The organism is Salmonella sp. SAL00653, from assembly GCF_046552515.1.
Lineage (GTDB): Bacteria > Pseudomonadota > Gammaproteobacteria > Enterobacterales > Enterobacteriaceae > Salmonella > Salmonella enterica.
In genome coordinates, this window is record NZ_JBGDTY010000013.1 from 21,798 (window position 1) to 46,102 (window position 24,305).

A 24,305-nucleotide genomic window follows, 5' to 3' on the forward strand; every position below is an offset into this window, starting at 1 on the left:
GTATAAAAATTAGCTCAGGAGTAATCCATGCTGGCCTTCTTAAACCAGGTGCGCAAGCCGACCCTGGATCTGCCGCTCGATGTGCGGCGTAAAATGTGGTTCAAGCCGTTCATGCAGTCCTATCTGGTGGTTTTTATCGGCTACCTGACCATGTACCTGATCCGCAAAAACTTTAACATCGCGCAGAACGACATGATCTCTACCTACGGGTTGAGCATGACCGAGCTGGGGATGATTGGCTTGGGCTTCTCGATCACCTACGGCGTGGGGAAAACGCTGGTTTCCTACTACGCTGACGGTAAAAATACCAAGCAGTTTCTACCATTTATGTTGATCCTCTCCGCTATCTGTATGCTCGGCTTCAGCGCCAGCATGGGCGCGGGGTCAACCAGTCTGTTTCTGATGATCGCTTTCTATGCCCTGAGCGGTTTCTTCCAGAGTACCGGCGGATCGTGCAGCTACTCGACCATCACCAAATGGACTCCGCGTCGTAAACGCGGCACCTTTCTCGGCTTCTGGAATATCTCCCACAACCTCGGCGGCGCGGGCGCGGCAGGCGTGGCGCTGTTCGGCGCCAACTACCTGTTCGACGGTCACGTCATCGGCATGTTTATCTTCCCGTCGATTATCGCGCTGATTGTTGGCTTTATCGGTCTGCGTTTTGGCAGCGACTCCCCGGAGTCTTACGGTCTGGGTAAAGCTGAAGAACTGTTCGGCGAAGAGATCAGCGAAGAGGATAAAGAGACTGAAGAAAACGAAATGACCAAGTGGCAGATCTTTGTTGAATATGTGTTGAAAAACAAAGTGATCTGGCTGCTGTGCTTCTCCAATATCTTCCTGTATGTGGTACGTATTGGTATCGACCAGTGGTCAACCGTCTACGCCTTCCAGGAACTGAAACTTTCTAAAGAGGTGGCGATTCAGGGCTTTACCTTGTTTGAAGTGGGCGCGCTGGTCGGCACGTTGCTGTGGGGCTGGCTCTCTGACCTGGCGAACGGTCGTCGTGCGCTGGTAGCCTGTGTGGCGCTGGCGTTAATCATCGCCACCCTCGGCGTCTACCAGCACGCCAGCAACCAGTATGTCTATCTGGCCTCGCTGTTCGCGCTCGGTTTCCTGGTGTTTGGGCCGCAGCTATTAATTGGCGTGGCGGCAGTCGGTTTCGTACCGAAAAAAGCCATCGGCGCTGCGGACGGTATCAAAGGAACCTTCGCTTATCTTATCGGCGATAGCTTTGCCAAGCTGGGTCTGGGCATGATTGCCGACGGCACCCCCGTTTTTGGTCTGACCGGCTGGGCGGGCACCTTCGCCGCGCTGGACGCCGCCGCGATCGGCTGTATCTGCCTGATGGCGATGGTCGCCGTGATGGAAGAGCGCAAAATCCGCCGTGAGAAAAAAATTCAGCAAGTTAATATCGCTTAAATGTGTGCATTTGGTAACGTTTTGCCCGGCTTAACGCCGGGCTTTTTTATGCCTTGCGTTCGTCAGACAGGACATCCGGCGTCTGGCGTAAATGAAGACAGGCGTTAATAAATCACATCCTGACAGGCCAGAACGTCGACAGTTATAAATTTACCGTTATGATGGGCATCCTGTTTGGTGACGGATGTGCGCATGATTTGGTTGATTCTGGCCACGTTTGTGGTGGTGTTTATTGTGGGGTTTCGGGTACTGACATCGGATACCCGCCGGGCGATTCGCCGCCTGAGCGAACGTCTGAATATTGATGTAGTGCCGATAGAATCGATGATTGATCAGATGGGTAAAACGGCGGGCGGTGAATTTTTACAGTATCTGCATCGCCCTGATGAGTCGCATTTGCAAAATGCCGCTCAGGTGTTACTGATCTGGCAAATGGTGATTGTCGATGGCGGCGATCAGAATTTGCAGCGGTGGCATCGCTTGCTGCAAAAAGCGCGTTTAGCCGCGCCGATCACCGACACACAGGTACGGCTGGCGCTGGGCTTTTTGCGCGAAATGGAACCCGATATGCAGGAGATCAACGCGTTTCAACTGCGCTATAACGCCTTTTTTCAGCCGGAAGAGGGTGTCCACTGGCTGCATTGATACTCTTCACTATCTCGTTAACAAAAGACGAGATGAATGAGGCTGGCAAGGGCGGAGAGCCACGATTAACGGCCAGATGGCGCGATTCATCGTTAGCCAAATAAAGCGTAGCCGCCATCGTATTTGCTAAGGGTGAACCACAGAAGTAACGCACCGAATAACCGCTAACGACGCCAAAACGTCAGAGACTTGTAGCTCATCATTTCCGTGACATATATCACGGAAATGTGATCTTGTTTTGAACACTAAAACTGTGACTCCTTGCCATACCTCCTGTCTCAAAATTTCTTATCATAAACTCGAAGTTGTACATGATTGTCTATAGACAACTCTAAATGTTTAGGCGCGCACCATGAAAACATTGAGTAAAAGTTCACACATCCCACTGTATCAACAGATTGTGGAGTGGATAAGGGAAAGTATTTATAGCGGAGAATTGGTTGAGGATGACCGGATACCTTCAGAGTTTCAAATCATGGATATGCTGGAGGTGAGTCGCGGTACCGTTAAAAAAGCGGTTGACCAACTTGTCCGGGAAGGTGTTCTTGTGCAAGTGCAGGGTAAAGGAACTTTCGTAAAGAAGGAAAATGTTGCTTACCCACTGGGTGAAGGTTTGCTCTCCTTTGCTGAAGCCTTAGCCAGCCAGAAGATAAACTTCACAACCAGTGTTATAACCTCCCGACTGGAGCCCGCTAACCGCTTTGTAGCAGAGAAACTGAGTATCAAACCGGGACAAGATGTTTTATTTCTTAAACGCCTTCGTTGTATTGGCGATGAAAAAGTCATGTTGATTGAAAATCGTATCAACATTGATCTCTGCCCCGGTATTATTGATGTAGATTTTACCAGGGAGAATTTATTTTCAGCAATAGAAAGATTATCTGATAAGAAAATAAGTTTTTCTGAAAGCCGTTACGCAGCTAAATTAATTGGTAATGAGCGAGGCCATTATCTTGATATTGGTGAAGACGCACCTGTTTTGCATTTGGAACAGTTGGTATTTTTCTCTAGAGGATTGGCCATTGATTTTGGTAACGTCTGGTTAAAAGGTAATAAATATTATCTTGGCACTATTTTACAGCGCCTGGATGCCTAACTAGCAAAGAGGAATCTATGCAGGATATTCATTTTCGCCGTCATTATGTTCGCCACCTCCCTAAAGAGGTGAGTCAGAATGACATAATCAAGGCTCTTGCCAGTCCGTTAATTAACGATGGTATGGTTGTATCTGATTTTGCCGATCACGTCATTACGCGAGAACAGAATTTTCCAACGGGTCTACCGGTTGAGCCTGTAGGTGTCGCTATTCCACATACTGATCACAGGTATGTTCGCCAAAACGCCATTAGCGTTGGAATACTGGCAGAGCCCGTCAATTTCGAAGATATGGGCGGGGAACCAGATCCCGTACCTGTCAGGGTGGTGTTTATGCTTGCTTTAGGTGAAAGCAATAAGCAGCTCAACGTACTGGGTTGGATTATGGATGTGATCCAGGATGAGGATTTTATGCAGCAGTTACTGGTCATGAATGATGATGAAATTTATCAGTCAATTTACACACGCATATCTGAAAGAGGTGAAGTATGAGTAAAATGATACTATTTGTTTGCGCAACGGGTGTTGCTACTTCCACGGCTGTGGCAGAAAAAGTAATGGAATATTGTAAAGATAATGGGCTTGATGTTAATTATTCACAAACTAATGTAGCCTCATTGCCAAACAATACCGATGGTGCAGCTTTGGTTGTATCAACAACGAAAGTTCCTTATGAACTGGATATTCCGGTTGTTAGTGGCCTGCCAATCATTACCGGAGTAGGTGAAGATAAAGTTCTTGAAAAAATAGTTTCAATCCTTAAAGGCCAAGCCTGATTTCATAAATAAAAAACAGATAAATTATCCAGGCGCTAACGCGAGGTCTGGTCACATCTGAATAAGAGGTCGGATATGAATGATATAGCACATACTCTCTATACCGTTGTGCAATATGTCCTGGGGTTTGGCCCAACGGTTTTATTGCCGCTGGTCCTTTTTTTCCTGGCATTGTTCTTCAAAGTAAAACCCGCTAAAGCACTTCGCTCATCGTTAATTGTCGGAATAGGGTTTGTCGGAATTTATGCCATCTTTGACATACTTACCAGCAACGTAGGCCCGGCTGCACAGGCAATGGTTGAGCGAACTGGTATTAGCCTTCCTGTTGTCGATTTAGGCTGGCCACCATTGGCCGCAATTACCTGGGGCTCACCAATCGCACCCTTTGTCATTCCGCTGACGATGCTGATTAATGTCGCCATGCTGGCCCTGAATAAGACACGTACTGTTGATGTCGACATGTGGAACTACTGGCACTTTGCCCTGGCTGGAACGCTGGTTTACTACAGCACAGGGAGTTTTGTTTTGGGTCTGTCCGCAGCCGCTATTGCCGCGATCGTGGTTCTCAAACTGGCGGACTGGTCAGCGCCATTAGTGGCAAAGTACTTCGGTCTGGAAGGTATTTCACTTCCGACCCTGTCATCTGTCGTCTTCTTTCCAATTGGATTGCTGTTCGACAAAATTATCGACAAGATCCCGGGTGTTAACCGTATTCATATTGATCCGGAAAACGTTCAGAAAAAAATGGGAATCTTCGGCGAGCCTATGATGGTGGGTACTATTCTGGGGGTCTTGTTGGGCATCATTTCCGGGTATGACTTTAAATATATCCTGTTGCTGGGGATCAGCATTGGCGGTGTCATGTTCATTCTTCCGCGTATGGTACGAATTTTGATGGAAGGTTTATTACCTCTGTCTGAAGCCATTAAGAAATATTTGAATGCCAAATATCCTGGCCGTGATGATCTCTTTATCGGACTGGATATCGCGGTAGCAGTAGGTAACCCAGCCATTATATCTACAGCACTGATTCTGACACCCATCTCTGTCTTTATTGCATTCCTTCTTCCTGGCAATAAAGTCCTGCCACTCGGAGACCTTGCGAACCTGGCAGTCATGGCTTCCATGATTGTACTGGCATGTCGTGGCAATATTTTCCGGGCTGTGATAACCGCAATTCCTGTTATTGTCGCCGACTTGTGGATTGCGACCAAAATTGCGCCATTTATTACCGGTATGGCTAAGGATGTCAATTTCAAAATGGCTGAGGGGTCAAGTGGTCAGGTATCAAGCTTCCTTGATGGCGGTAACCCCTTCCGTTTCTGGCTGCTTGAAATATTCAACGGAAATATTATTGCTATCGGGCTGATTCCTGTGCTTGCGCTGGTTATTTATGGTGTTTTTCGCCTGACAAAAGGAACGGTTTATGCCTGATTACCACGCAGCGCTTGTCATTGACATTGGCACAACTAACTGCAAAGTCAGCTGTTATTCCTGTCATGACGTGTCAGTTCTGGAAGTCCGCAAGTTTCCGACGCCAACAATATCGTCGGACAAAGGCGAGGTAGATTTCGATATCGAAGCGCTGTGGCAGGCACTGCGACTGGTAATGGCTGAACTGGTGGCTTCAGTACCGTTTCCGGTAAAAAATATCAGTATTGCGAGTTTCGGTGAGTCTGGCGTCTTTGTGGATAAGGAGGGCGTCATTCTTACCCCGATGCTGGCCTGGTATGATCGACGTGGTGAATCTTATCTCTCGTCATTAAGCAAGGCAGAGGCTGAAGAACTGTATTCTATAACGGGATTGCCACCTCACAGTAATTACTCAGCATTTAAAATGAGATGGTTGCTTGATAACTACTCCTTGCATGAAAGAAAAGATATCTGCTGGTTACATGCACCAGAAGTGTTGTTGTGGCGAATGACAGGTGCGAAAAAGACGGAAATATCCCTGGCCAGTAGAACGTTGTGTCTGGACATTGCTCGCCGTACCTGGTCTCGTAATGCTGCTGGGATTCTCGGCATACCGTTCGGTGTACTGGCTCCGTTGATAAAGCCAGGTGAAGTGGCCGGATGGGTGACGGCAACACTCAGGCAGGAGTTGGGATTACCACATGAGGTAAAAGTCACCCTGGCCGGACACGATCATATGGTCGGTGCCCGCGCATTACAGATGCAACCGGGCGATGTGCTGAATTCTACCGGCACGACAGAGGGTATTTTACTGCTGAATACACAGCCAACGCTTGATGTGCAGGCTCGCAGGAATAAGCTGGCAAATGGTTGTTACTCCGATGGTGAATTTTTCACGCTTTTCGCTTCTCTGCCTGTCTGCCTGTCGGCGGTTATGCGCTTGAATGGGTGAAAAAAACCTTTCGTTTAACTGATAAGGAAATAAGCACAGGCCTGGAAAAAGTCATGGAGCAATACCTCAAACCTTCCTGGTCTGTCGAGCATGTGCCGGTATTTATTCCTCATTTGCGGGGCTCGGGTTCGCCAAATAAAAATCGGCACACTCGTGGCCTGCTTTTTGGTCTGACGGATTCACTTCCTCCGGAGTCTCTGCTTGAGAGTGTCTTTATTGGCCTGGCGATGGAGTTTGCACACTGTCACGGGGGTTTTAATATCCCGGCGGGCAGGACAGTAAAAGTCATTGGCCCTGCGGTGAAAAACCCATACTGGCTTCAGTTGAAGGCTGACATCCTCCAGTGTCCAATTGAGGCCATTGCTTTTGATGAAACCGTCTCCCTTGGAGCATTGTTGATAGCCTGTCCGAATGTTGTCCCCCCGACTGTTCCTGTGGCTGAGCGATATTTTCCTGACGCGGTTCGTTCTGCAAAGTTGAAAATATATCAGCAGCAATGGCTGTCATTTTACCAATTTAAACTGCGGCAAGAAGGGGCGCTTATTGGTGAATAACTGTGATAACTCAATAGTTCGATAATTTACTTACACTGCTCACATAAATATCTGGAGTTAATATGCCTTTAGTCAATGGTAGGATCCTGCTCAATTGTATTCAGGAAAAACATGTCCTTGCGGGGGCATTTAATACAACGAACCTGGAGACAACAATTTCCATTCTTAATGCAATAGAACGTTCCGGATTGCCCAATTTTATTCAAATTGCTCCTACTAATGCACAGCTTTCAGGTTACGATTACATTTATGAAATAGTTAAGCGACATGCCGATAAAATGGATATTCCTGTCAGCCTGCATCTGGATCATGGGAAAACTCTGGAAGATGTTAAGCAGGCTGTCCGGGCCGGATTTACCTCAGTAATGATTGATGGCGCGGCGCTACCGTTCGAAGAAAATATTGCATTTACCCGAGAAGCTGTCGATTTCTGTAAATCATTTGGTGTTCCCGTCGAAGCGGAATTAGGCGCTATTCTGGGTAAGGAAGATGATCATGTCAGCGAGGCTGACTGCAAAACTGAACCTGAGAAGGTTCAGCGCTTTGTTGAGGAGACAGGGTGCGACATGCTGGCAGTGTCAATTGGTAATGTACATGGTCTTGAAGATATCCCACGCATTGATATCCCGCTATTACAACGCATCGCGTCTGTCAGTCCGGTACCTTTGGTTATTCATGGAGGTTCTGGTATTGACGCGGATATTCTTCGCAGCTTTGTTAATTACAAAGTAGCCAAAGTGAATATTGCGAGTGATTTGCGCAAAGCCTTTATTACTACTGTTGGTAAGGCTTGGGTAAATAATAACAACGAGGCTAATCTGGCGCGTGTCATGGCGAACGCAAAACAGGCAGTTGAGGATGATGTTTATTCTAAAATTAAGATGATGAATAAAAATCACTCAGCATTCCGCAAAGTCTCTTAAGGAAAATATATGATTAGACAAAAAGTACGCGTTATGAACAGTACGGGGCTTCATGCGCGGCCAGCCGCTACGCTTGCGAAAATTGTCAAAAAATACCAGTCTTCATTAACGCTAGTTAATAATGACAAAGAAATTCCCATTAAAGGAATGATGAGTATTTTGGGGGCTGGCGTAAAGGGAAACACAATGATTGATTTAATTTGTGATGGACAGGATGAACTGGCTTTTATGGATGAATTAAAATCTGCATTTGCTGATGGCTTTGGTGAGTCAGTATAGTGCAATTCCCGTCAAACGGCGCAGGAAGTTGTAGAGGCTTCCTGCACCCATTATCGTATGAATCGTCTCCACCCGGAAAACAATCCCGTCTGAGACTGTTATTAAATTTGTTTAATTACCCGTTGTTGAAGTGCTCATTTCAACAACGGGACAGGCAAATTATAGATGAAAAGAAACTCAAAGCTCTTGCGGCGGAACTGACTAAAGGGATGACCCCGCGCGAAATTGTCGCTACGTTCGAAAAAATGGAGTATGCCGATCCAAAACTGGCGGTGAGTCGTTTTATTCTCAAGTTAGGTGACCACCTGAGCGATCACCTTTAAAGTTATACAGAATTACTGACAGACTCTTTAGAAATCGAAACCAGGAGAATATCTCACAGGAGACATCGCACCTTTCTTTCTAAGATCCTCTGGAATCTTTTTACCGAGATAAAGCTGTGCTATCGCAGGTGGCGCTACTTTTCCTCGAAATCCAAAGCGGGAATTTTGAGTAGCTTCAAACTCCTCGTCTTCATCCCATGAGGATATCTCTGGGAAATTCTCACGGGTAGATTTGAGCCACTCATCAGCGACATATACACCCCTTACGATTCCCTTCACTGTAGCCAATATAACTTCAGCCTTACGGGCACGCTCAACGCTGACCCGCCAGCTAAAACGTACGGCATCATAAAGGTCCACATCTTTTGAACTTCTGTTAACAGAGATCATCAGGGCTTTATGTTGGAATACAATTGTTTCAGGTTGGTATGTGGCGATTAACTCTTTGATGTGTGCAGCACCATATTCATTACTGCCAGCACCGTTCATGATATTAGTTAAACCGGGGTAGGCGTCTATAAGGGCGGCTTCAACCTCGTAAGCGGTCTTTTCATCAGCTATACCGTGTCGGTGAATAACATGAATGACCTCAAGACCAGCTAATCTTATCTCTCGAAGTTGCTTGAGCTTGTTACTAAGTAACTCATCATCATCCACTGCTGCGACCTCACCGCGCATATGAGCAAATACACGATTGCCTTTTCCCTTCCCCACGTAGAAGGTACTTCCGTCCCTTGGATCAATTAATCGATACACATACCAGCCAAGGTGTTCAATTACTCCCGGTGGAAACTCATTAATATCCATGTCATAACGCCCATCAATTGATTCATAAAACCATGATACTGTCGATTAACAACTTATAGTACTCATTAATCTTTCCCGATGATTGATAAAGTGAGCAGCGTCTGCTGTTGGCGCTTAGCGGACATTTTAACTTTGCCCACCCTCAGACATCCGACTTAGCCTTAACAGACCATCGGTAAAACCCTCATACCAGCACCTTTAGCCCGTGTTTTTGGACAACATTAAGTAGTTTCAGTGACATCCCGCTGGGACGCTTGGCGCCGCTTTCCCACTTTTGAACCGTTGATACGCTGGTATTCAGGTACCGAGCGAAAACCGGCTGGCTAACGTTGAGTTCTTCTCGTAACGCTTTTATTTCAAGTGGCTGCAGGTCTTTGATGCTGCTTAAGCAGGCCGTGTCAAAACTGCGCATTGTCTCCTGGGGAATGGCATCCACGCTAAATAATCCAGATGCCGCGCTATGAATCGCTTCAAAGGCAGGGCTTTTGAATTTAGTTTTTGCTGACATGGCGCACCTCTACCAGTTCTTTGTTATTAATGAGTGCCGTTATCTGATCTTCGGTCAGGCAAGCATAGTGTTTTGCTAACTCACGGAAACCCGCAAGTTCGCGATAGCTAATGTTGGCCATATCCTGTTTGGCATACAGGAAGGTGTAAAACCAATGTTCGCCTCCCTTTGCCAACACGATTGCGCGATCGCGGTTTTGATTGAGGCGTTTTTTATAAACTCCGCCGCCAAGATTATCTGCTTTTCCTTGCAGTACGGTGTTGATGGCCTCGCTTAACTCGTCATCTTTTATCGTGTGGGACTTCGCTTCTCTGTTAAACCACCTGGTTTTGAAGATTCGCATCAGGTTGACATCCTGTAATCTAAAGTATAGCACCAGGTGATACACTATGTCTTACCTTTTGGTTTTGCACGCAGCGAGAGAAGATAATTCTCAACGCTCGACCAGCCTCGCAAAATGCAGCGCAACAATGTCAGTTGCTAAAACGTTAATCAGATCACATTTTGTAATGTTACACTGCATGAATTTTCCGCACTAAAACGACGCAGGTAACCACAATGAATGAAAATATCGCAGAAAAATTCCGCGCTGATGGGGTTGCCAGGCCTAACTGGTCAGCCGTTTTTGCCGTGGCGTTTTGTGTCGCCTGCCTGATTACCGTTGAGTTTTTGCCCGTTAGTCTGTTGACGCCGATGGCGCAGGATCTGGGGATCTCCGAGGGCGTCGCCGGTCAGTCGGTCACCGTTACGGCGTTTGTCGCGATGTTTTCCAGTCTGTTCATTACCCAGATTATTCAGGCGACCGACAGGCGTTATATCGTTATTCTGTTCGCCGTTTTGCTGACGGCTTCTTGTCTGATGGTCTCCTTTGCCAACAGCTTTACGCTGCTGTTGCTGGGCCGCGCCTGTCTTGGGTTGGCGCTGGGCGGATTCTGGGCGATGTCGGCGTCGCTGACCATGCGACTGGTTCCCGCGCGTACCGTGCCGAAAGCGCTGTCGGTGATTTTTGGCGCGGTTTCCATCGCGTTAGTGATCGCCGCACCGCTGGGCAGTTTTTTGGGCGGAATTATTGGCTGGCGTAATGTCTTTAACGCCGCTGCGGTGATGGGCGTACTGTGCGTCATCTGGGTGGTGAAATCACTGCCGTCGCTGCCGGGCGAACCTTCTCACCAAAAACAGAATATGTTTAGCCTGTTGCAACGCCCTGGCGTGATGGCCGGGATGATCGCCATCTTTATGTCTTTTGCCGGGCAGTTCGCTTTCTTTACCTATATTCGCCCGGTCTATATGAATCTGGCGGGCTTTGACGTTGATGGTCTGACGCTGGTGTTGCTCAGTTTTGGTATTGCCAGCTTCGTTGGCACTTCTTTCTCCTCTTACGTCCTGAAACGTTCGGTAAAACTGGCGCTGGCCGGTGCGCCGCTGCTACTGGCGCTGAGCGCGCTGACGCTCATTGTGTGGGGAAGCGACAAAACCGTGGCGGCGGCAATAGCGATTATCTGGGGACTGGCGTTTGCGCTGGTGCCGGTGGGATGGTCAACGTGGATCACTCGTTCCCTTGCCGATCAGGCGGAAAAAGCCGGTTCCATCCAGGTCGCGGTGATTCAACTGGCAAATACCTGTGGCGCGGCGGTGGGCGGTTATGCGCTCGACAATTTCGGGCTGCTTTCGCCGCTGGCGCTTTCCGGTGGTCTGATGCTGTTGACGGCGTTAGTCGTGGCGGCGAAAGTCCGTATTACGCCAATGAGTTGATATTGCTGCCATTTGTAGGCCGGATACGACGTTAGTCGTTATCCGGCAATAATAAACGCTTAATCAAAACCGTTATGCTCTGCGGTGGCGGCAAACCATTCTCCGCTTTTTTTCACCGTGCGCGTTTGGGTGGCTAAATCCAGTTGTACAAAACCATAGCGATTTTTATAGCCGTTCAGCCATGACCAGTTATCGATAAAGGTCCACATGTGGTAGCCAAGACAGTGACAGCCCTCGCTAATGCCTTTATGCAGCCATTTAAGATGCTCAGAGATAAAGTCAATCCGGTAATCATCGTGAATCTGTCCCGCTTGCACAAAACGCTGCTCGTTCTCAACGCCCATCCCGTTTTCGGAGATAAAACAGCGCGGATTGCCGTAATTATCCCGCAGGTTGGTGATGATGTCGTAAATTCCTGGCGCGTAAATTTCCCAGCCGCGGTAAGGGTTCATCTTGCGCCCCGGCATGTCGTAATAGTCAAATAACCATTCCGGCATAAACGGCGCTTGCGGATTCACCGCCGTATCACGGCATTTCACGCGGCGCGGCTGATAATAGTTAATCCCCAGTAAATCGATTTTGCCGTCGGCAATAAGCTGACGGTCGCCTGGCTGACAGGCAGGCAACTGGTCATAGGTTTTCAGCAGCGCCACCAAGTCCGTCGGGTATTCTCCCTTTAATACCGGGTCAAGAAAACTGCGGTTGAATAACAGATCCGCATGATGCGCGGCTTGCACATCGGCGGGATGCTGCGAGCGTGGGTAGGACGGCGTCAGATTCAGCACCACGCCGATTTCACCGTCGTAGCGTCCGGCGCGCCAGGCGCGCACGGCGGTCGAGTGCGCCAGCACGGTATGGTACGCCACGGTGGCTGCACGTTTAAAATCCACCACATTGGGATAGTGGAAGTCGTACAAATAGCCGCCTTCCACCGGCACAATCGGCTCGTTAAAGGTAAACCAGTGCTTCACGCGGTCGCCAAACAAGGTAAAACACGTTTGCGCGTACCGACCAAACGCCTCTACGACGTCGCGATTTTCCCAGCCGCCTTTCTCCTGCATGACCATCGGCATATCAAAATGGAACAGCGTAATAAACGGCGTGATGCCCTGCGCCAGTAGCTCGTCGATGACGTGATTGTAGAAGCTCACCGCTTGTGGATTCACCTCGCCTACGCCGTCTGGAATGAGCCGCGCCCAGCTTAGCGAGGTGCGAAAACTGTTATGTTTTAACTGTTTCAGTAGCGCGATGTCTTGCTTCCAGTGGCGATAGAACGTTGAGGTTTCCGCTGGACCGACGCCTTGGTGAAAACGATCAGGCTGGCGCTCGAACCACACATCCCACGTGGTCTGGCTTTTACCGCCATTCAGACTATCCCCTTCGGTTTGCAACGCTGAGCAGGCGCTGCCCCACCAGAAGTTATCGGGAAAACGGTATCGCATTGTCGTACTCCTTGATCGCGTAAATTCGCTCCAGAATACGCGGTTTTAGCGAACAGAAACCGGTTACAGTCCGCATTTTCGCGACCAAAAAGCGGAAAAGCTGTGCTACATCTCCGGGCATTCCACCTTGCCGAGAGCCTGCCAGTAGTTATGCTGATTGTTGCGCTCTATCGCGATCATCGCCTCCCGAATATGCTGCTGGTTCCCCTCGCTTGCCATGATTTTTTTCTCCCAGGCTTCATCGGTTAGCGCGCCTTTGGGCGTACACATTTTGCGCAAATCCTTTAAAATCGTATTTTTTTCATGCGCCGACTGGAGTGAGCTAAACGGAGAGTCGGCATACGTGACGCCCGGTAGCGCGACAAGCGCGGCAATAAGCAGAAGCGTTTTTCGTTTCATAAACGGTATCCTTATCGGTTTGCACTTTTTCAAGAGTAAGTGTAGACCGTGCGACGTTCACTCATCGGGGCGTGCTATCCGTTGGCGTTGAAGTCAGGCAAAAGTGGGAAGGCGGTTTCTCGCTGCGCCTTCACTTTCTTGCGTGGCAGAATAGTGTATGTTCTGACTACTCTTTTATTTCGTAAGCGGTAGTGTAATGAGACGTATTGAGATCGTACTGGGAGAGCTGGAACGGCTGACGCGCGGGCTATGCCTTGCCGATTTGGCGCAGGAGACGGCGTTTACGGCGGAGGCGATAGGTTTCAATCTTGGGCTGGCGCGTAACTCCGTCAGCAAAGATCTCAATCAGTTATGGAATGACGGCCTGGCAATCAAAAGCCGTGGCCGCCCGGTCTATTTTCTGCATCGCCAGGCGCTGGAAACGTTGCTGGGACGACAGCTGGAAGAGCCTGGACGCGAAGTGCGGTCGGTGGCGGATGTGCTGCCGCATGAAGAGCATTACGCGCCCGACGATCCGTTTACCAGCCTGATTGGTTACGATCGCAGCCTGCGCGATGCGGTAGAAAAAGGCCGTGCGGCGGTGCTCTATCCGCACGGTTTACACGTTCTGCTTACCGGGCCGTCCGGCGTCGGTAAAACCTTTTTTGTGGAACTGATGCACCGTTTCGCCTGTGAACAGGCGAGCGGCGCTATCCCGCCGCTGGTCTACTTTAACTGCGCGGAATACGCCCATAACCCGGAACTGCTCTCCTCGCATCTGTTTGGTCATCGGCAGGGGGCGTTTACCGGCGCGAATGAACATAAAACAGGCCTCGTGGAGCAGGCGGACGGTGGTTATCTGCTGTTGGACGAGGTGCACCGTCTGTCTTATGAAGGGCAGGAAAAGCTGTTCTCTATTCTGGATAAAGGCGAGTACCGTCCGCTCGGCGTGAGCAGCCAGCCGCGATCAATTTCGGTACGCCTGATTTGCGCCACTACCGAACCGGTCGGGTCGGCGCTGTTACGTACTTTCCAGCGGCGTATTCAGGTATGCATTGATTTGCCGGGTATTCGCCAGCGCTCCGTTGAAGAACAGATCGAACTGATCGTGGGGTTCTTACAGCGGGAAAGCCGCAAAATAGAACGCACGGTCAGCATTGATAAACCGTTGTTGCTCTGGTTGCTGAATAAACCCCTGGAAGGCAATATCGGTCAGCTAAAAAGCGATATTCAGTTTCTCTGCGCTCAGGCGTGGGCATCGGGAATGACCGAGCATAACGACACGCTACAGCTGGATAAGCGGCTGGCGGAGATGTCGGTTAACCCGACGCCGGAACAGCGTCTATTGGTGGATACTCTGTTTGACGGTAAAGCGCGGCTAAATATAGACGCGCGCACGCTGCCCGCATTGAAGACGTCGCTGGCGACCGGGGCGGAAATTGAAGAGAGCGACCTCTTTTACAGTTTCCTGACGCGCGAATATGTTAATTTGCGCAACAGTAACGTCCCCCCGGCGGAGACGCTGGCGATCCTGAAAAATAAACTCAGCTCGATTTTTGAATACGGTCTCTACAGCCGCGACAGCGTGGCGCATCCGCCGCGCTATGGCGACCAGATTGAAGAGCGCGTGACGCTGCTGATTGGCTGCGTAGAGCAGGTGTTGGGTTTTTCGCTGCCGGAAAATCTGGTTAACCCACTGCGTAAACACTTCCTGGCGCTGATAGGCTACGTGCAGCGCGGCCTGATCCCGCAGCTTTACTCTTCCAGTTTGATCCTGGATCGCTGCAAAGACGAATATGACAACGCCACGCTGCTGTGTCGGAAAATCAACGAACTGCTGCATATTCAGTGTCCGGCGACGGAAGTGGTCTGGCTATGCCTGTTCCTGAAAGAGTGCCGCCATTATCGTCAGCGTATCGATGCCAGCCCCGGCTGTGGGGTCATTTTGATCGCCCACGGCGCGACCACCGCCACCAGCCAGGCGCAATATGTCAACCGCGTGCTGGAGCGCGAGCTGTTCAGCGCCATCGACATGCCGTTTGAACAGTCGGTGCATGACACGCTGGAAACGCTGACCCAAATGATTCAAACCCGACAATATCGGCGGCTTATCCTGTTGGTGGACATCGGTTCATTAATCCATTTCGGCAGTACGATCAGTAAATTATTCCAGATAGATGTTTTGCTCATGCCGAACATCACGCTGACCAGTCTGCTGGAAGTCGGGCTGGATTTAAGCTATGAAACCAGCGACTTACCACAGTTGACGGCGCTCCTGCAGAGTAAAAATATCCCCTGCCAGCTTTGTACGCCGCAGCAGGAGAACGGCGGCAAAGTGCTGGTCATCTCCTGTATTACTGGCATGGGAACGGCGGAAAAAATCAAAAAGGTGCTGGAGGAGAGCTTTGGCGAACTGATGTCGCAGGACACCAGGATGGTGATCCTTGATTATAACGAGGTACGTAGTCTGGAGCGCGTTCAGCAGGCATTGAATGCCAGCGAGCGGCTGGCGGGGATTGTCGGTACTTTCCAGCCGGGGCTGCCGGATATTCCGTTTATTTCGCTGGAAGAGCTTTTCTCCGAACAAGGGCCGGAACTGGTGTTGAGCCTGTTAACGCCCGCTCTGTCCAACGCTGAACGCCGTCTGGAGATGGAGCGCAGCGCCATGCGCTTTATCAGCGCGCTAACGATGGAGAGCATCATCAATCATATTTCCGTGCTTAACCCGCAGCGTATTCTGAAAGAGATGGAGGGCGTTTTTAACCATCTGACGTCTTCGCTTTCCCTGAAACCAAGCCGCCAGGTGACACTGCGCTTCCTGATCCACTGCTGCTGTATGGTAGAGCGTATCGTGATTAACCGAAAACCGTTACAGATGGCGTTGGAAAGTCAGCCGAATCTGGACGCGCGCGCGTTTAGTGTCATCAAATCCGCTTTTCTGCCGATCGAAGATGCCTACGCCATCCGTTTATCAGATGCGGAATATTTTTATATCTACGAACTGCTCTATAGCTAATCCTTTTACTGGCGGGGCTTCGCGCCTCGCCAAACCTTTCTTCTTCCTCGCGTGACACAAATTCTGGCACAACCTTTGCTCTTCTGATGATGCGTTATGCCGGATAGCGGCGTAAACGCCTTATCCGGCCTACCGGGAGTGTCCTGTAGGCCCGGTAAGCGCAGTGCCACCGGGCAATATATGCCGGTGTTCTCATGTAATTGCGCCAGGAGGCCATTATTTTGACTACCACACAACCGTTGCCCCACATCCTGCTGCTGACGCATGGCGGCTGGGGACAATCGCTTTGCAACAGCCTGCGTATGGTCACGGGCGAAATTAAAGGCGTGACGGAAATCGCGCTAATGCCTGTCGATACGCTGGGCGAGTTTTATCAACGCGTCGAGGCCGTGGTGAAAACGCTGCCGGAAGGCTCGCTGATCCTGACGGATTTTGTCGGCGGCACGACGTCCAACGTCGCGGCGCGGCTAAGCGCCGATTATCCGGTGGCGGTGATTGCCGGATTGAATGCGTCGCTACTGCTGGAGGCGCTGGACAGGCGCGAACAAGGGATGCTAACCGCCTGCGTGGATGAGTTAGTTGAGGCCGGGCGCAGTAGCTGCCTGGATGTGGTCGCCCATGTACGTCAGCTACAACAATCACTCTAAGGAAAACATCATGGCTAATATCGTTTTATGCCGCATCGACAGCCGTCTCATTCATGGGCAGGTTGTCACGAAGTGGGTCGGACAATCTCAGGCGAACCGGATAGCCGTTGTGAGTGATGAACTGGATGCCGATCCGTTTATGAAAAATATCTACCTGATGGCCGCGCCGCCAAATATCAAAGTGGATTGCTTCGGCAACCAGAGTTTTGCCGCCGCATGGAAAGAAAATCAGCTTGGCGACGGTAACGTGCTGGTGCTTTTTCCCTCACTGGCGGCGGTGCAGGACGCCATACAACTGGGCTTTGACGTTACCCGCATTCAGGTTGGCGGTCTCGGCGGCGGGCCAAACCGCAAGGCGGTTTTTCAGAATATTACGCTGGATGAAAAAGACGTCGGCATTCTTAACGACCTGAAAAACCGTGGCGTTCAGGTATTTTTCCAGACCATTCCGGAAGATAAGCCGCAGCCGCTCGACGATATCCTGAAAAAATTCTAACCCTTTAATAGACACAAAATCATTCTGGATGCATCAAGGCGGCAACTGAGTGAATCCCCTGGAGCTTACTAAAGTAAGTGACTGGGGTGAGCGAAGGCAGCCAACAAAGAGGCAGCCTGAAGGATGAAGTGTATAGGATAACACTATGGATACCTTACTCTTTGCAAGCCTGATGGGGTTGTATTACTGGTTTGCCCGTTTACGCCTCGGCTACACCTTCTCCGCGATGCTGTTACAACCGGTGGTGATCGCGGTATTTGTCGGGCTTTTGCTTGGCAACATGCAGACCGCGATGATCATCGGCGCAGGGATGCAGCTCGTTTATTTGGGCGTGACCTCAACGCCGGGCGGCAACGTGCCGTCGGACCCGGCGCTGGCGGCCTGTATCTCCATTCCTATCGCGGTGAAGGCCGGTATGGACCCAAACCTGGCGATCGCGCTGGCAATCCCGTTTGGCGTGATTGGCGTGTTTCTCGATCAGCTTAGGCGCACGCTGAACGCCGCCTGGGTGCATATGGCGGATAAACACGCGGAAACGGCAAACATGGCGGGCATCATGCGTTGCGCCTTTCTTTACCCGGCATTGCTGGGGCTGGTGCTGCGCTTCCCGGTGGTCTTTGCCGCTAACTACTTTGGCCAGGATGTGGTGGAAAGTTTCCTTAAACTGATGCCGCACTGGTTAACCCACTCCTTTGAAATCATGGGCGGCATTCTGCCGGCGCTGGGCTTTGCCATCACCATTATGGTGATCGGTAAAAAGAGCCTGTTGCCGTGGTTTATCGGCGGGTTCTTCGCGGTGTTGTACCTCAAGGTCGACATCATGGCGATGGCCATCTTCGGCACCTGTGTCGCCTTCCTGATTAAAGGCCTGGCGAAAAATGAAGGAGCAGCATGATGAGCAGTGACGTAATGCAACATGAACTGGTTGAGCGCGCGCGGGAAAGCGGGGCGCTGACCAAAGCAGACATCACCAAAGCCTGGTTTATCTACTGGCTGGGCGCCGAGGTTTCCAGCTCCTATGAGCGCTTACAAAGCCTGATTTTCTGCGCCTCGATGACGCCGATCATCAAAAAACTTTACCCAAAAAAAGAGGAGCAGGTAGAAGCGCTAAAACGCCACCTTAACTTCTTTAACTCCGAGCAGACCTTCGGCGCGGTGATTCAGGGCATCTCTATTGCCATGGAAGAACAAAAAACGCGCGGCGAGCCGATTAACGACTCGTCTATCACCGGCATTAAAACGGGCCTGATGGGGCCGCTTGCCGGGATGGGCGACTCGATTATCTGGGCGGCGGTGATGCCGCTGTTGATAGCGATCTTTATTCCGTTCGCGGCAAATGGCAGCGCGATGGGCGGTATTATTCCGCTGATTCTCTACCCGGCGATCACCCTGGCGATCAGCTACGGCATGGTCCACAAAGGATATACGCTGGGGCGTGATTCGATTATCGGCCTGCTGCAAGGGGGGCGAATCAAAGAACTGATCTACGGGGCCAACGTGCTGGGTTTGATCATGATGGGCGCGCTTTCCGCCAGCTACGTCAAAATCACCACGCCGTTAAAAATTAGCGCTTTGAAAGGATCTGAAGTGGTGGTTCAGCAGATCCTCGACTCTATCGCGCCGGGCTTACTGCCACTGGCGGCGGTATTCGCCATCTACTTCTATCTGGTAAAAAAAGGGCCGCGCTACACCACCATTTTGCTGTCGATTGTCGCACTGAGCATAGTCTGTTCGTTGTTGGGAGTGCTGTAAATCATGACGCCGAATATCTATCAACAACTGGGGTTGAAAAAGGTCATTAACGCCTGCGGCAAAATGACCATTCTGGGCGTCTCAAGCGTCGCGCCGGAGGTCATGCAGGCCACCGCGCGCGCGGCTTCCGCTTTCGTCGAGATTGACGCGCTGGTGGAAAAAACCGGCGAACTGGTATCGCGCTATACGGGTGCTGAAGATAGCTATATCACCTCGTGCGCCTCGGCGGGTATTGCCATTGCCGTCGCTGCCGCCATCACCCACGGCGAGCGGGCGCGCGTCGCCCTGATGCCGGACAGTAGCGGTATGGCCAATGAGGTAGTGATGCTGCGCGGGCATAACGTTGACTACGGCGCGCCAGTCACCAGCGCCATTCGTCTTGGCGGCGGGCGCATAGTGGAAGTGGGGGCGAGCAATCTGGCGGCCCGCTGGCAACTGGAAAGCGCCATTAACGAAAAGACCGCCGCGCTACTGTATGTGAAATCACACCATTGCGTACAGAAAGGCATGTTGAGCATTGACGATTTTGTACAGGTGGCGCAGGCCAACCACCTGCCGTTGATTGTCGATGCCGCGGCGGAAGAGGATTTGCGCGGCTGGGTGGCGAGCGGCGCGGATATGGTTATCTATAGCGGCGCGAAAGCCTTTAATGCGCCAACCTCCGGCTTTATTACTGGCAAGAAAACGTGGATTGCCGCCTGCAAAGCGCAGCACCAGGGGATTGCCAGGGCGATGAAAATCGGCAAGGAAAACATGGTTGGGCTGGTGTATGCGCTGGAGAATTACCACCAGGGCCAGACGACCGTGACCGCAGCACAGTTACAGCCGGTCGTGCAATCTGGCGTATTCGTGTGCGGGTGAACGCATCTGAATTGGGGCTGAATGCGCAGGACGTCGAAGCGCAGTTGCGCGGCGGCGAGATAGCGATTTACGCCCGCAAATATCAGCTTCATCAGGGGGTTTTTAGCCTCGATCCACGCACGGTAGCTGAAGGGGAAATGGCATTGATTGTGGCGCGACTCAGGGAGATTGCAGAACATGCAGCAGATTAATTTTTATCGTCAGCGGGTAGCGATTAACGTACTGGCAAAGGATATCGCCAACGCGAAGGCTATCTATGAAGCCGCCGAAGGCCATGCGGTCATTGGCGTACGTTCCGCGCAGTTCGCTACGGTAGAAGAGGGCGTGCCGGAGGTGAAACGCTGGATGGCGGAGGTGCCGTCTATCTCGGTGGGACTGGGCGCAGGCGACCCGGCGCAGTACTACAAAGCGGCGATGATTGCCGCCCATACTCACCCGGCCCACGTCAACCAGACCTTTACCGGCAGCGGCTTCGCAGCGGGCGCACTGGCGGCGACGGGCGGCGAGCAAACGCATATCAACGCCCTGGTCAGCCCGACGGGAACGCCTGGCGAGGTGGTGATTTCTACCGGCGTCAGCAGCAGCCAGGGAACGCCAGCCCGCGTTTCCTGTGAAGCGGCGGTACGCATGATGCAGGATATGGGCGCACATGCGGCGAAGTTTTTCCCGATGGGCGGCGAAAAGTCGTTACCGGAACTCTATGCGCTGGCGACAACCGCCGCCCGCCACGGCATGACGCTCATCGAGCCGACCGGCGGTATCTCACTGGATAATTTCGGTATTATCCTGCAAACCTGCCTGGAAGCAGGCGTGCCGCGCGTCATGCCGCATGTTTACAGCTCGATTATCGATCCGCAAACCGGCAATACGCGCCCCGAAGACGTCATTCGGTTGATGGAGATAGTCAAAGCGCTGGTGTGAGATTTATCGCCGAAGAGCGCTGCGTTTACCTGGCCTACAGATGACGTGTATTTGTAGGCCCGGTTAGCGTTACGCTATCGGGCGATAATGCGTAGCAGGCTGGGCAAAAATGTACGTATTGCAGACGTCAGTGATTCTCTTTCGAGCCCCCTCGCAGGGTTAAATTTTCCTGAATGCTGTCTGTATTTTTGGCGAGTACAGTGGCGTCATCTTATTCCTCAGGTGACGGATCGCCATGAAAAAAAGCCCCACGTCCACGCCTCATGATGCGGTATTCAAAACGTTTTTACGCCATCCGGATACCGCACGGGATTTTCTCAATATTCATCTTCCCCATTCGCTAAGAATACGTTGCGATCTGACGACGTTGAAACTGGCGCCGGACAGTTTTATCGAGAAAAATTTACGCGCGTTTTATTCCGACGTCCTTTGGTCGCTAAAAACGTGTGAAGGCGATGGTTATATCTATGTCGTTATCGAGCACCAGAGTACGCCGGACGCGCATATGGCGTTCCGGTTAATGCGTTACGCCACTGCCGCGATGCAGCGCCATCTGGATGCTGGCCATAAAACGTTACCGCTGGTGATTCCCATGCTGTTTTACCATGGCGCGAAAAGCCCGTATCCCTTTTCGCTTTGCTGGCTGGATGAGTTTGACGATCCTGCACTGGCGCGTCAGCTTTATGCGACGGCATTTCCACTGGTAGACATTACGGTGGTGCCGGATAACGAGATTATGCAGCATCGACGTATCGCGATGCTGGAACTGGTACAAAAGCATATACGTCAGCGCGACCTGATGGGATTGGTCGAGCGTTTAGCGGTACTTCTGATTACGGGAAACGCTAATGACAGTCAGCTAAAAGCGCTGTTTAATTATTTGCTAATACAGCATGGCAGCACGCCTCGTTTTGGCAAGTTTATCCGCGAGGTGGCGCGTCGTGTTCCCCAACACAAGGAGAGATTAATGACGATCGTAGACAGAATACGTGAATCGGGGCGCAGAAAAGGTAAGCGTGAAGGCGTGCAACAAGGTATACATCAAGGTAAGCAGGAGGAAGCCTTGCGTATTGCGCATACGATGCTGGAACAGGGGATCAATCGAGAGATGGTGCTGATGATTACCGGGCTTTCTGACGAAGAGATTAAGGCAAAGCGCCATTAAACTTTTCCCTCTTCCGCCCGGTCATCGTGATTATCAACGGCGTTAAGCGGCCCGCGCGCGTCGACGGGAATCGAGGGAGATCAGAATCACTGACGAGAGAATGAGCAGCGTGCCCAGCCAGTCCGGCAAGGTAAAACTAATCCCCAACAGCAGCAGCGACAGCAGGGCGCTGCTTAACGGTTCCGCGCAGCTTAAAATGCTGGCTTTGGGGCCACCAATCAGTTGCGCGCCTTTCAAATACAGGCTGAACGTCAGCGACGTACCGATCACCACCAGGTAGAAAAAGGCCAGAATCAGGCTGCCGCTCACCGCAAAGTGCGTTCCTTCTTTAGCGTAGAAGGGCAGCAGAATAAGGCCGCCAAAGGACATACTCCAGCCGACCACTGGCAGCGTGCCGTATTGGGCGATTAGCCTGGAAGGCCAGGTCGTATAAAAGGCGGCGGCAAATGCGGAGGCGATACCCCAGAACAGCGCGCCTGAAGAGATCGACAGCGATGTTGGATTGCCGTGAGTCACCAGTAAAAAGGTGCCGATAAGCGATGTAAGAATGGCGGTTAAGACCAGAATGCCTGGTCGTGTTCTTCGCGCTAATGCAAACCATGCTACAATAATGGTCGGCGATAAAAATTGCAGCACTGTCGCGGTGGCGGCATTGGATTTTTCAATCGTGAGCAGGAAGGTTAGCTGAACGGTGAGCGCGCCCACCACGGAGAAAATCAGCAGACTCAGGGCATCTTTGCGGTTTTTAAGAATTGAAAATATCTTATCGCCGTGCATAAAGGAGAATGTCACCAGTATCAGCCCGGCGAATAACAAACGTATCATCGTCAGGAACTGTGACGACATACGGCTTTGCTCCATGATGTACTGCGCGCAAACGCCTGAACTCCCCCACAATACGGCGGCAATCAGGACGTTTAGCATCCCTTTTCTGGTGGAACCCATTTTTTCCTCGTCATGTTGTTTTATTTTTTTACGTGCAAGCATCATAACAGAGCTATCGCCGGTATTAAGCAGGAATTTATTGTTTAATGATTTCAGACGAGCTTGTTATCGACATAATATTGTCATTTTTTTGTCATAAGAAAAAATATCAAACAAACTTAAACAGAACGTCACTAAACCCGCCTTTGCACTTTACGGAACATATTGGCTGACTATAATAAGCGCAAATTCATGCAGGAGTAATATGTTGGACAGTCACTTTTACGTAAATCATCTGGCAAGTTAACGCACGCTATTCCTGCGCTGCTTGCCGAACCGGTGGGCAGCAATCTCCCCTTGTGACGATTGTCATCCCAATAATGTTACAACACGTGCATTGTCGCGAGGTAATCGTCATGTTCATGTTTAAACACGCTTTATTTCCTCCGCCGTTAACACGACGCTAATTGCCTCAGGGCAGAAATTTGTCGTGTGCTAAATATAGCACGTACTTATTCTTCCAGAAAAAATGGAGGAACGTATGTTAATGTTTCCTTATATTTTAAATTTACTGGCCGCTATGCTGTTGGGCGCGCTGATTGGCGCGGAAAGACAATGGCGTCAACGTATGGCGGGATTACGCACTAATGCGCTGGTGGCGACAGGCGCCGCCGTTTTTATTCTGAGCTCCATGACGACATCGCCAGACAGCCCCGGGCGAATTGCGGCGCAGATTGTCTCTGGGATTGGCTTTCTGGGGGCGGGCGTCATCATGCGCGAAGGGATGAATGTGCGCGGGCTGAACACTGCGGCAACGCTATGGTGTTCGGCGGGCATCGGCGTGTTATGCGGCTTAGGGCAGTTCAAAAATGCGCTGGCGGCGACGATCATTATTCTTTGCGCCAATATTTTACTGCGTGAAGCGGCGCAGCGTATAAATCAACTCCCGGTATCCGCCGAGGGAGAAAAACGTTATATCCTGAAAGTAACCTGTAATAAAGAAGATGAGAGCGAGGTTCGTCAGTGGTTACTGAATATCGTAAAAGAGGCCGCGATCTGTTTACAAGGGTTAGGTTCGGTCCCCGCTCAGGAACAGGGCTATAAAGAAATTCGTGCCGAGCTCGTGGGTCATGCTGATTATCGTAAAACGCGAGAACTGATTATATCCAGAATAGGTGATAACGATAATATCACCGCAATTCACTGGAGCATTGATAGTCAATAATAGTTTTTTATTCAATTGCAACATTACGCCAG

General features: G+C 50.8%; 23 protein-coding genes and 2 pseudogenes. 19 read left to right on the forward strand and 6 right to left on the reverse strand.

The genetic code is table 11. From position 1 onward, the window contains the following. Positions 1-27 precede the first annotated feature (27 nt). The 9 genes and pseudogenes from uhpT to ACLJRU_RS15395 all read left to right on the forward strand — a co-directional run bounded on the left by uhpT (position 28) and on the right by ACLJRU_RS15395 (position 8,056). Complete coding sequence (uhpT, locus tag ACLJRU_RS15355) at positions 28-1,419, forward strand: hexose-6-phosphate:phosphate antiporter (RefSeq protein WP_000879181.1); 1,392 nt, start codon at positions 28-30, stop codon at positions 1,417-1,419. Between the two features lie 192 nt (positions 1,420-1,611). Next, positions 1,612-2,064 (forward strand): DUF1198 domain-containing protein, encoded by a 453-nt coding sequence (locus ACLJRU_RS15360; RefSeq protein ID WP_001519640.1) that lies wholly within the window; start codon positions 1,612-1,614, stop codon positions 2,062-2,064. Positions 2,065-2,416: 352 nt separating this feature from the next. Then, positions 2,417-3,160, forward strand: a complete 744-nt coding sequence (locus ACLJRU_RS15365; RefSeq protein WP_001541147.1) for a GntR family transcriptional regulator — start codon at positions 2,417-2,419, stop codon at positions 3,158-3,160. A gap of 17 nt (positions 3,161-3,177) precedes the next feature. After that, positions 3,178-3,651, forward strand: a complete 474-nt coding sequence (locus ACLJRU_RS15370) for a PTS sugar transporter subunit IIA (RefSeq protein ID WP_001152237.1) — start codon at positions 3,178-3,180, stop codon at positions 3,649-3,651. Further along, on the forward strand, positions 3,648-3,935 hold the full coding sequence (locus ACLJRU_RS15375) for a PTS sugar transporter subunit IIB (RefSeq protein ID WP_000041396.1): 288 nt from the start codon (positions 3,648-3,650) through the stop codon (positions 3,933-3,935). The genes ACLJRU_RS15370 and ACLJRU_RS15375 overlap by 4 nt, the downstream gene beginning before the upstream one ends. 75 nt (positions 3,936-4,010) lie before the next feature. After that, positions 4,011-5,369 (forward strand): PTS galactitol transporter subunit IIC, encoded by a 1,359-nt coding sequence (locus ACLJRU_RS15380; protein WP_001541146.1) that lies wholly within the window; start codon positions 4,011-4,013, stop codon positions 5,367-5,369. Next, positions 5,362-6,854: pseudogene (locus ACLJRU_RS15385) on the forward strand (FGGY-family carbohydrate kinase). Before ACLJRU_RS15380 ends, ACLJRU_RS15385 begins: the two are co-directional and overlap by 8 nt. A gap of 62 nt (positions 6,855-6,916) precedes the next feature. Continuing rightward, the gene (locus ACLJRU_RS15390) at positions 6,917-7,777 is read left to right on the forward strand and encodes a class II aldolase (protein WP_001131798.1); all 861 of its coding nucleotides are present in this window, start codon (positions 6,917-6,919) and stop codon (positions 7,775-7,777) included. 9 nt (positions 7,778-7,786) lie between these two features. After that, positions 7,787-8,056 (forward strand): HPr family phosphocarrier protein, encoded by a 270-nt coding sequence (locus tag ACLJRU_RS15395; protein WP_000621026.1) that lies wholly within the window; start codon positions 7,787-7,789, stop codon positions 8,054-8,056. Positions 8,057-8,406: 350 nt separating this feature from the next. Here the strand turns inward: ACLJRU_RS15395 and ACLJRU_RS15400 are convergent, their stop codons facing one another. The 3 genes from ACLJRU_RS15400 to ACLJRU_RS15410 all read right to left on the reverse strand — a co-directional run bounded on the left by ACLJRU_RS15400 (position 8,407) and on the right by ACLJRU_RS15410 (position 10,037). Next, on the reverse strand, positions 8,407-9,186 hold the full coding sequence (locus ACLJRU_RS15400; RefSeq protein ID WP_000353908.1) for an LEM-3-like GIY-YIG domain-containing protein: 780 nt from the start codon (positions 9,184-9,186) through the stop codon (positions 8,407-8,409). Between the two features lie 184 nt (positions 9,187-9,370). Then, positions 9,371-9,694, reverse strand: coding sequence for a helix-turn-helix domain-containing protein (locus ACLJRU_RS15405; RefSeq protein ID WP_001274841.1), 324 nt, complete (start codon positions 9,692-9,694; stop codon positions 9,371-9,373). Beyond that, entirely contained in the window at positions 9,678-10,037 is a 360-nt protein-coding gene (locus tag ACLJRU_RS15410; RefSeq protein WP_001217955.1) for a type II toxin-antitoxin system RelE/ParE family toxin, read from the reverse strand. The genes ACLJRU_RS15405 and ACLJRU_RS15410 overlap by 17 nt, the downstream gene beginning before the upstream one ends. A 215-nt stretch (positions 10,038-10,252) precedes the next feature. Between ACLJRU_RS15410 and nepI the strand changes: the two genes are divergently transcribed. Continuing rightward, a complete protein-coding gene (gene nepI, locus ACLJRU_RS15415) occupies positions 10,253-11,446 on the forward strand; it encodes a purine ribonucleoside efflux pump NepI (protein ID WP_001004798.1) in 1,194 nt (397 codons plus the stop codon). Positions 11,447-11,505: 59 nt separating this feature from the next. Here the strand turns inward: nepI and ACLJRU_RS15420 are convergent, their stop codons facing one another. Next, positions 11,506-12,888 carry a glycoside hydrolase family 1 protein gene (locus ACLJRU_RS15420; protein ID WP_001270473.1) on the reverse strand — a complete coding sequence of 461 codons (1,383 nt, stop codon included), beginning with the start codon at positions 12,886-12,888 and terminating at the stop codon, positions 11,506-11,508. A gap of 105 nt (positions 12,889-12,993) precedes the next feature. Further along, complete coding sequence (locus ACLJRU_RS15425) at positions 12,994-13,287, reverse strand: YicS family protein (protein WP_000824212.1); 294 nt, start codon at positions 13,285-13,287, stop codon at positions 12,994-12,996. 196 nt (positions 13,288-13,483) lie between these two features. Between ACLJRU_RS15425 and dagR the strand changes: the two genes are divergently transcribed. The 8 genes and pseudogenes from dagR to ACLJRU_RS15465 all read left to right on the forward strand — a co-directional run bounded on the left by dagR (position 13,484) and on the right by ACLJRU_RS15465 (position 22,124). Beyond that, positions 13,484-16,282, forward strand: coding sequence for a transcriptional regulator DagR (gene dagR, locus ACLJRU_RS15430; RefSeq protein WP_023235388.1), 2,799 nt, complete (start codon positions 13,484-13,486; stop codon positions 16,280-16,282). Between the two features lie 221 nt (positions 16,283-16,503). Continuing rightward, positions 16,504-16,929, forward strand: a complete 426-nt coding sequence (locus ACLJRU_RS15435; RefSeq protein ID WP_000214111.1) for a PTS sugar transporter subunit IIA — start codon at positions 16,504-16,506, stop codon at positions 16,927-16,929. 10 nt (positions 16,930-16,939) lie between these two features. Then, positions 16,940-17,425, forward strand: coding sequence for a PTS system mannose/fructose/N-acetylgalactosamine-transporter subunit IIB (locus tag ACLJRU_RS15440; RefSeq protein WP_001284295.1), 486 nt, complete (start codon positions 16,940-16,942; stop codon positions 17,423-17,425). A gap of 145 nt (positions 17,426-17,570) precedes the next feature. Beyond that, positions 17,571-18,320 (forward strand): PTS mannose/fructose/sorbose/N-acetylgalactosamine transporter subunit IIC, encoded by a 750-nt coding sequence (locus ACLJRU_RS15445; protein WP_000380259.1) that lies wholly within the window; start codon positions 17,571-17,573, stop codon positions 18,318-18,320. Continuing rightward, positions 18,317-19,177, forward strand: a complete 861-nt coding sequence (locus ACLJRU_RS15450; protein WP_001541140.1) for a PTS system mannose/fructose/sorbose family transporter subunit IID — start codon at positions 18,317-18,319, stop codon at positions 19,175-19,177. The genes ACLJRU_RS15445 and ACLJRU_RS15450 overlap by 4 nt, the downstream gene beginning before the upstream one ends. Positions 19,178-19,180: 3 nt before the next feature. Continuing rightward, positions 19,181-20,229: pseudogene (locus tag ACLJRU_RS15455) on the forward strand (DgaE family pyridoxal phosphate-dependent ammonia lyase). Continuing rightward, entirely contained in the window at positions 20,216-20,959 is a 744-nt protein-coding gene (gene dagF / locus ACLJRU_RS15460) for a 2-dehydro-3-deoxy-phosphogluconate aldolase (protein ID WP_001186155.1), read from the forward strand. The pseudogene ACLJRU_RS15455 and the gene dagF overlap by 14 nt, the downstream one beginning before the upstream one ends. 235 nt (positions 20,960-21,194) lie before the next feature. Beyond that, positions 21,195-22,124 (forward strand): Rpn family recombination-promoting nuclease/putative transposase, encoded by a 930-nt coding sequence (locus ACLJRU_RS15465; protein ID WP_000749537.1) that lies wholly within the window; start codon positions 21,195-21,197, stop codon positions 22,122-22,124. A 42-nt stretch (positions 22,125-22,166) separates the two neighbouring features. On the opposite strand, the gene ACLJRU_RS15470 is transcribed toward ACLJRU_RS15465, so the two are convergent. Continuing rightward, positions 22,167-23,069: an EamA family transporter gene (locus tag ACLJRU_RS15470; RefSeq protein WP_000535970.1), complete on the reverse strand. Its 903-nt coding sequence runs from the start codon at positions 23,067-23,069 to the stop codon at positions 22,167-22,169. Between the two features lie 508 nt (positions 23,070-23,577). Here ACLJRU_RS15470 and ACLJRU_RS15475 point away from each other — a divergent pair. Continuing rightward, positions 23,578-24,273, forward strand: a complete 696-nt coding sequence (locus ACLJRU_RS15475) for an MgtC family protein (protein ID WP_000392700.1) — start codon at positions 23,578-23,580, stop codon at positions 24,271-24,273. The last annotated feature ends 32 nt before the right edge of the window (positions 24,274-24,305 follow it).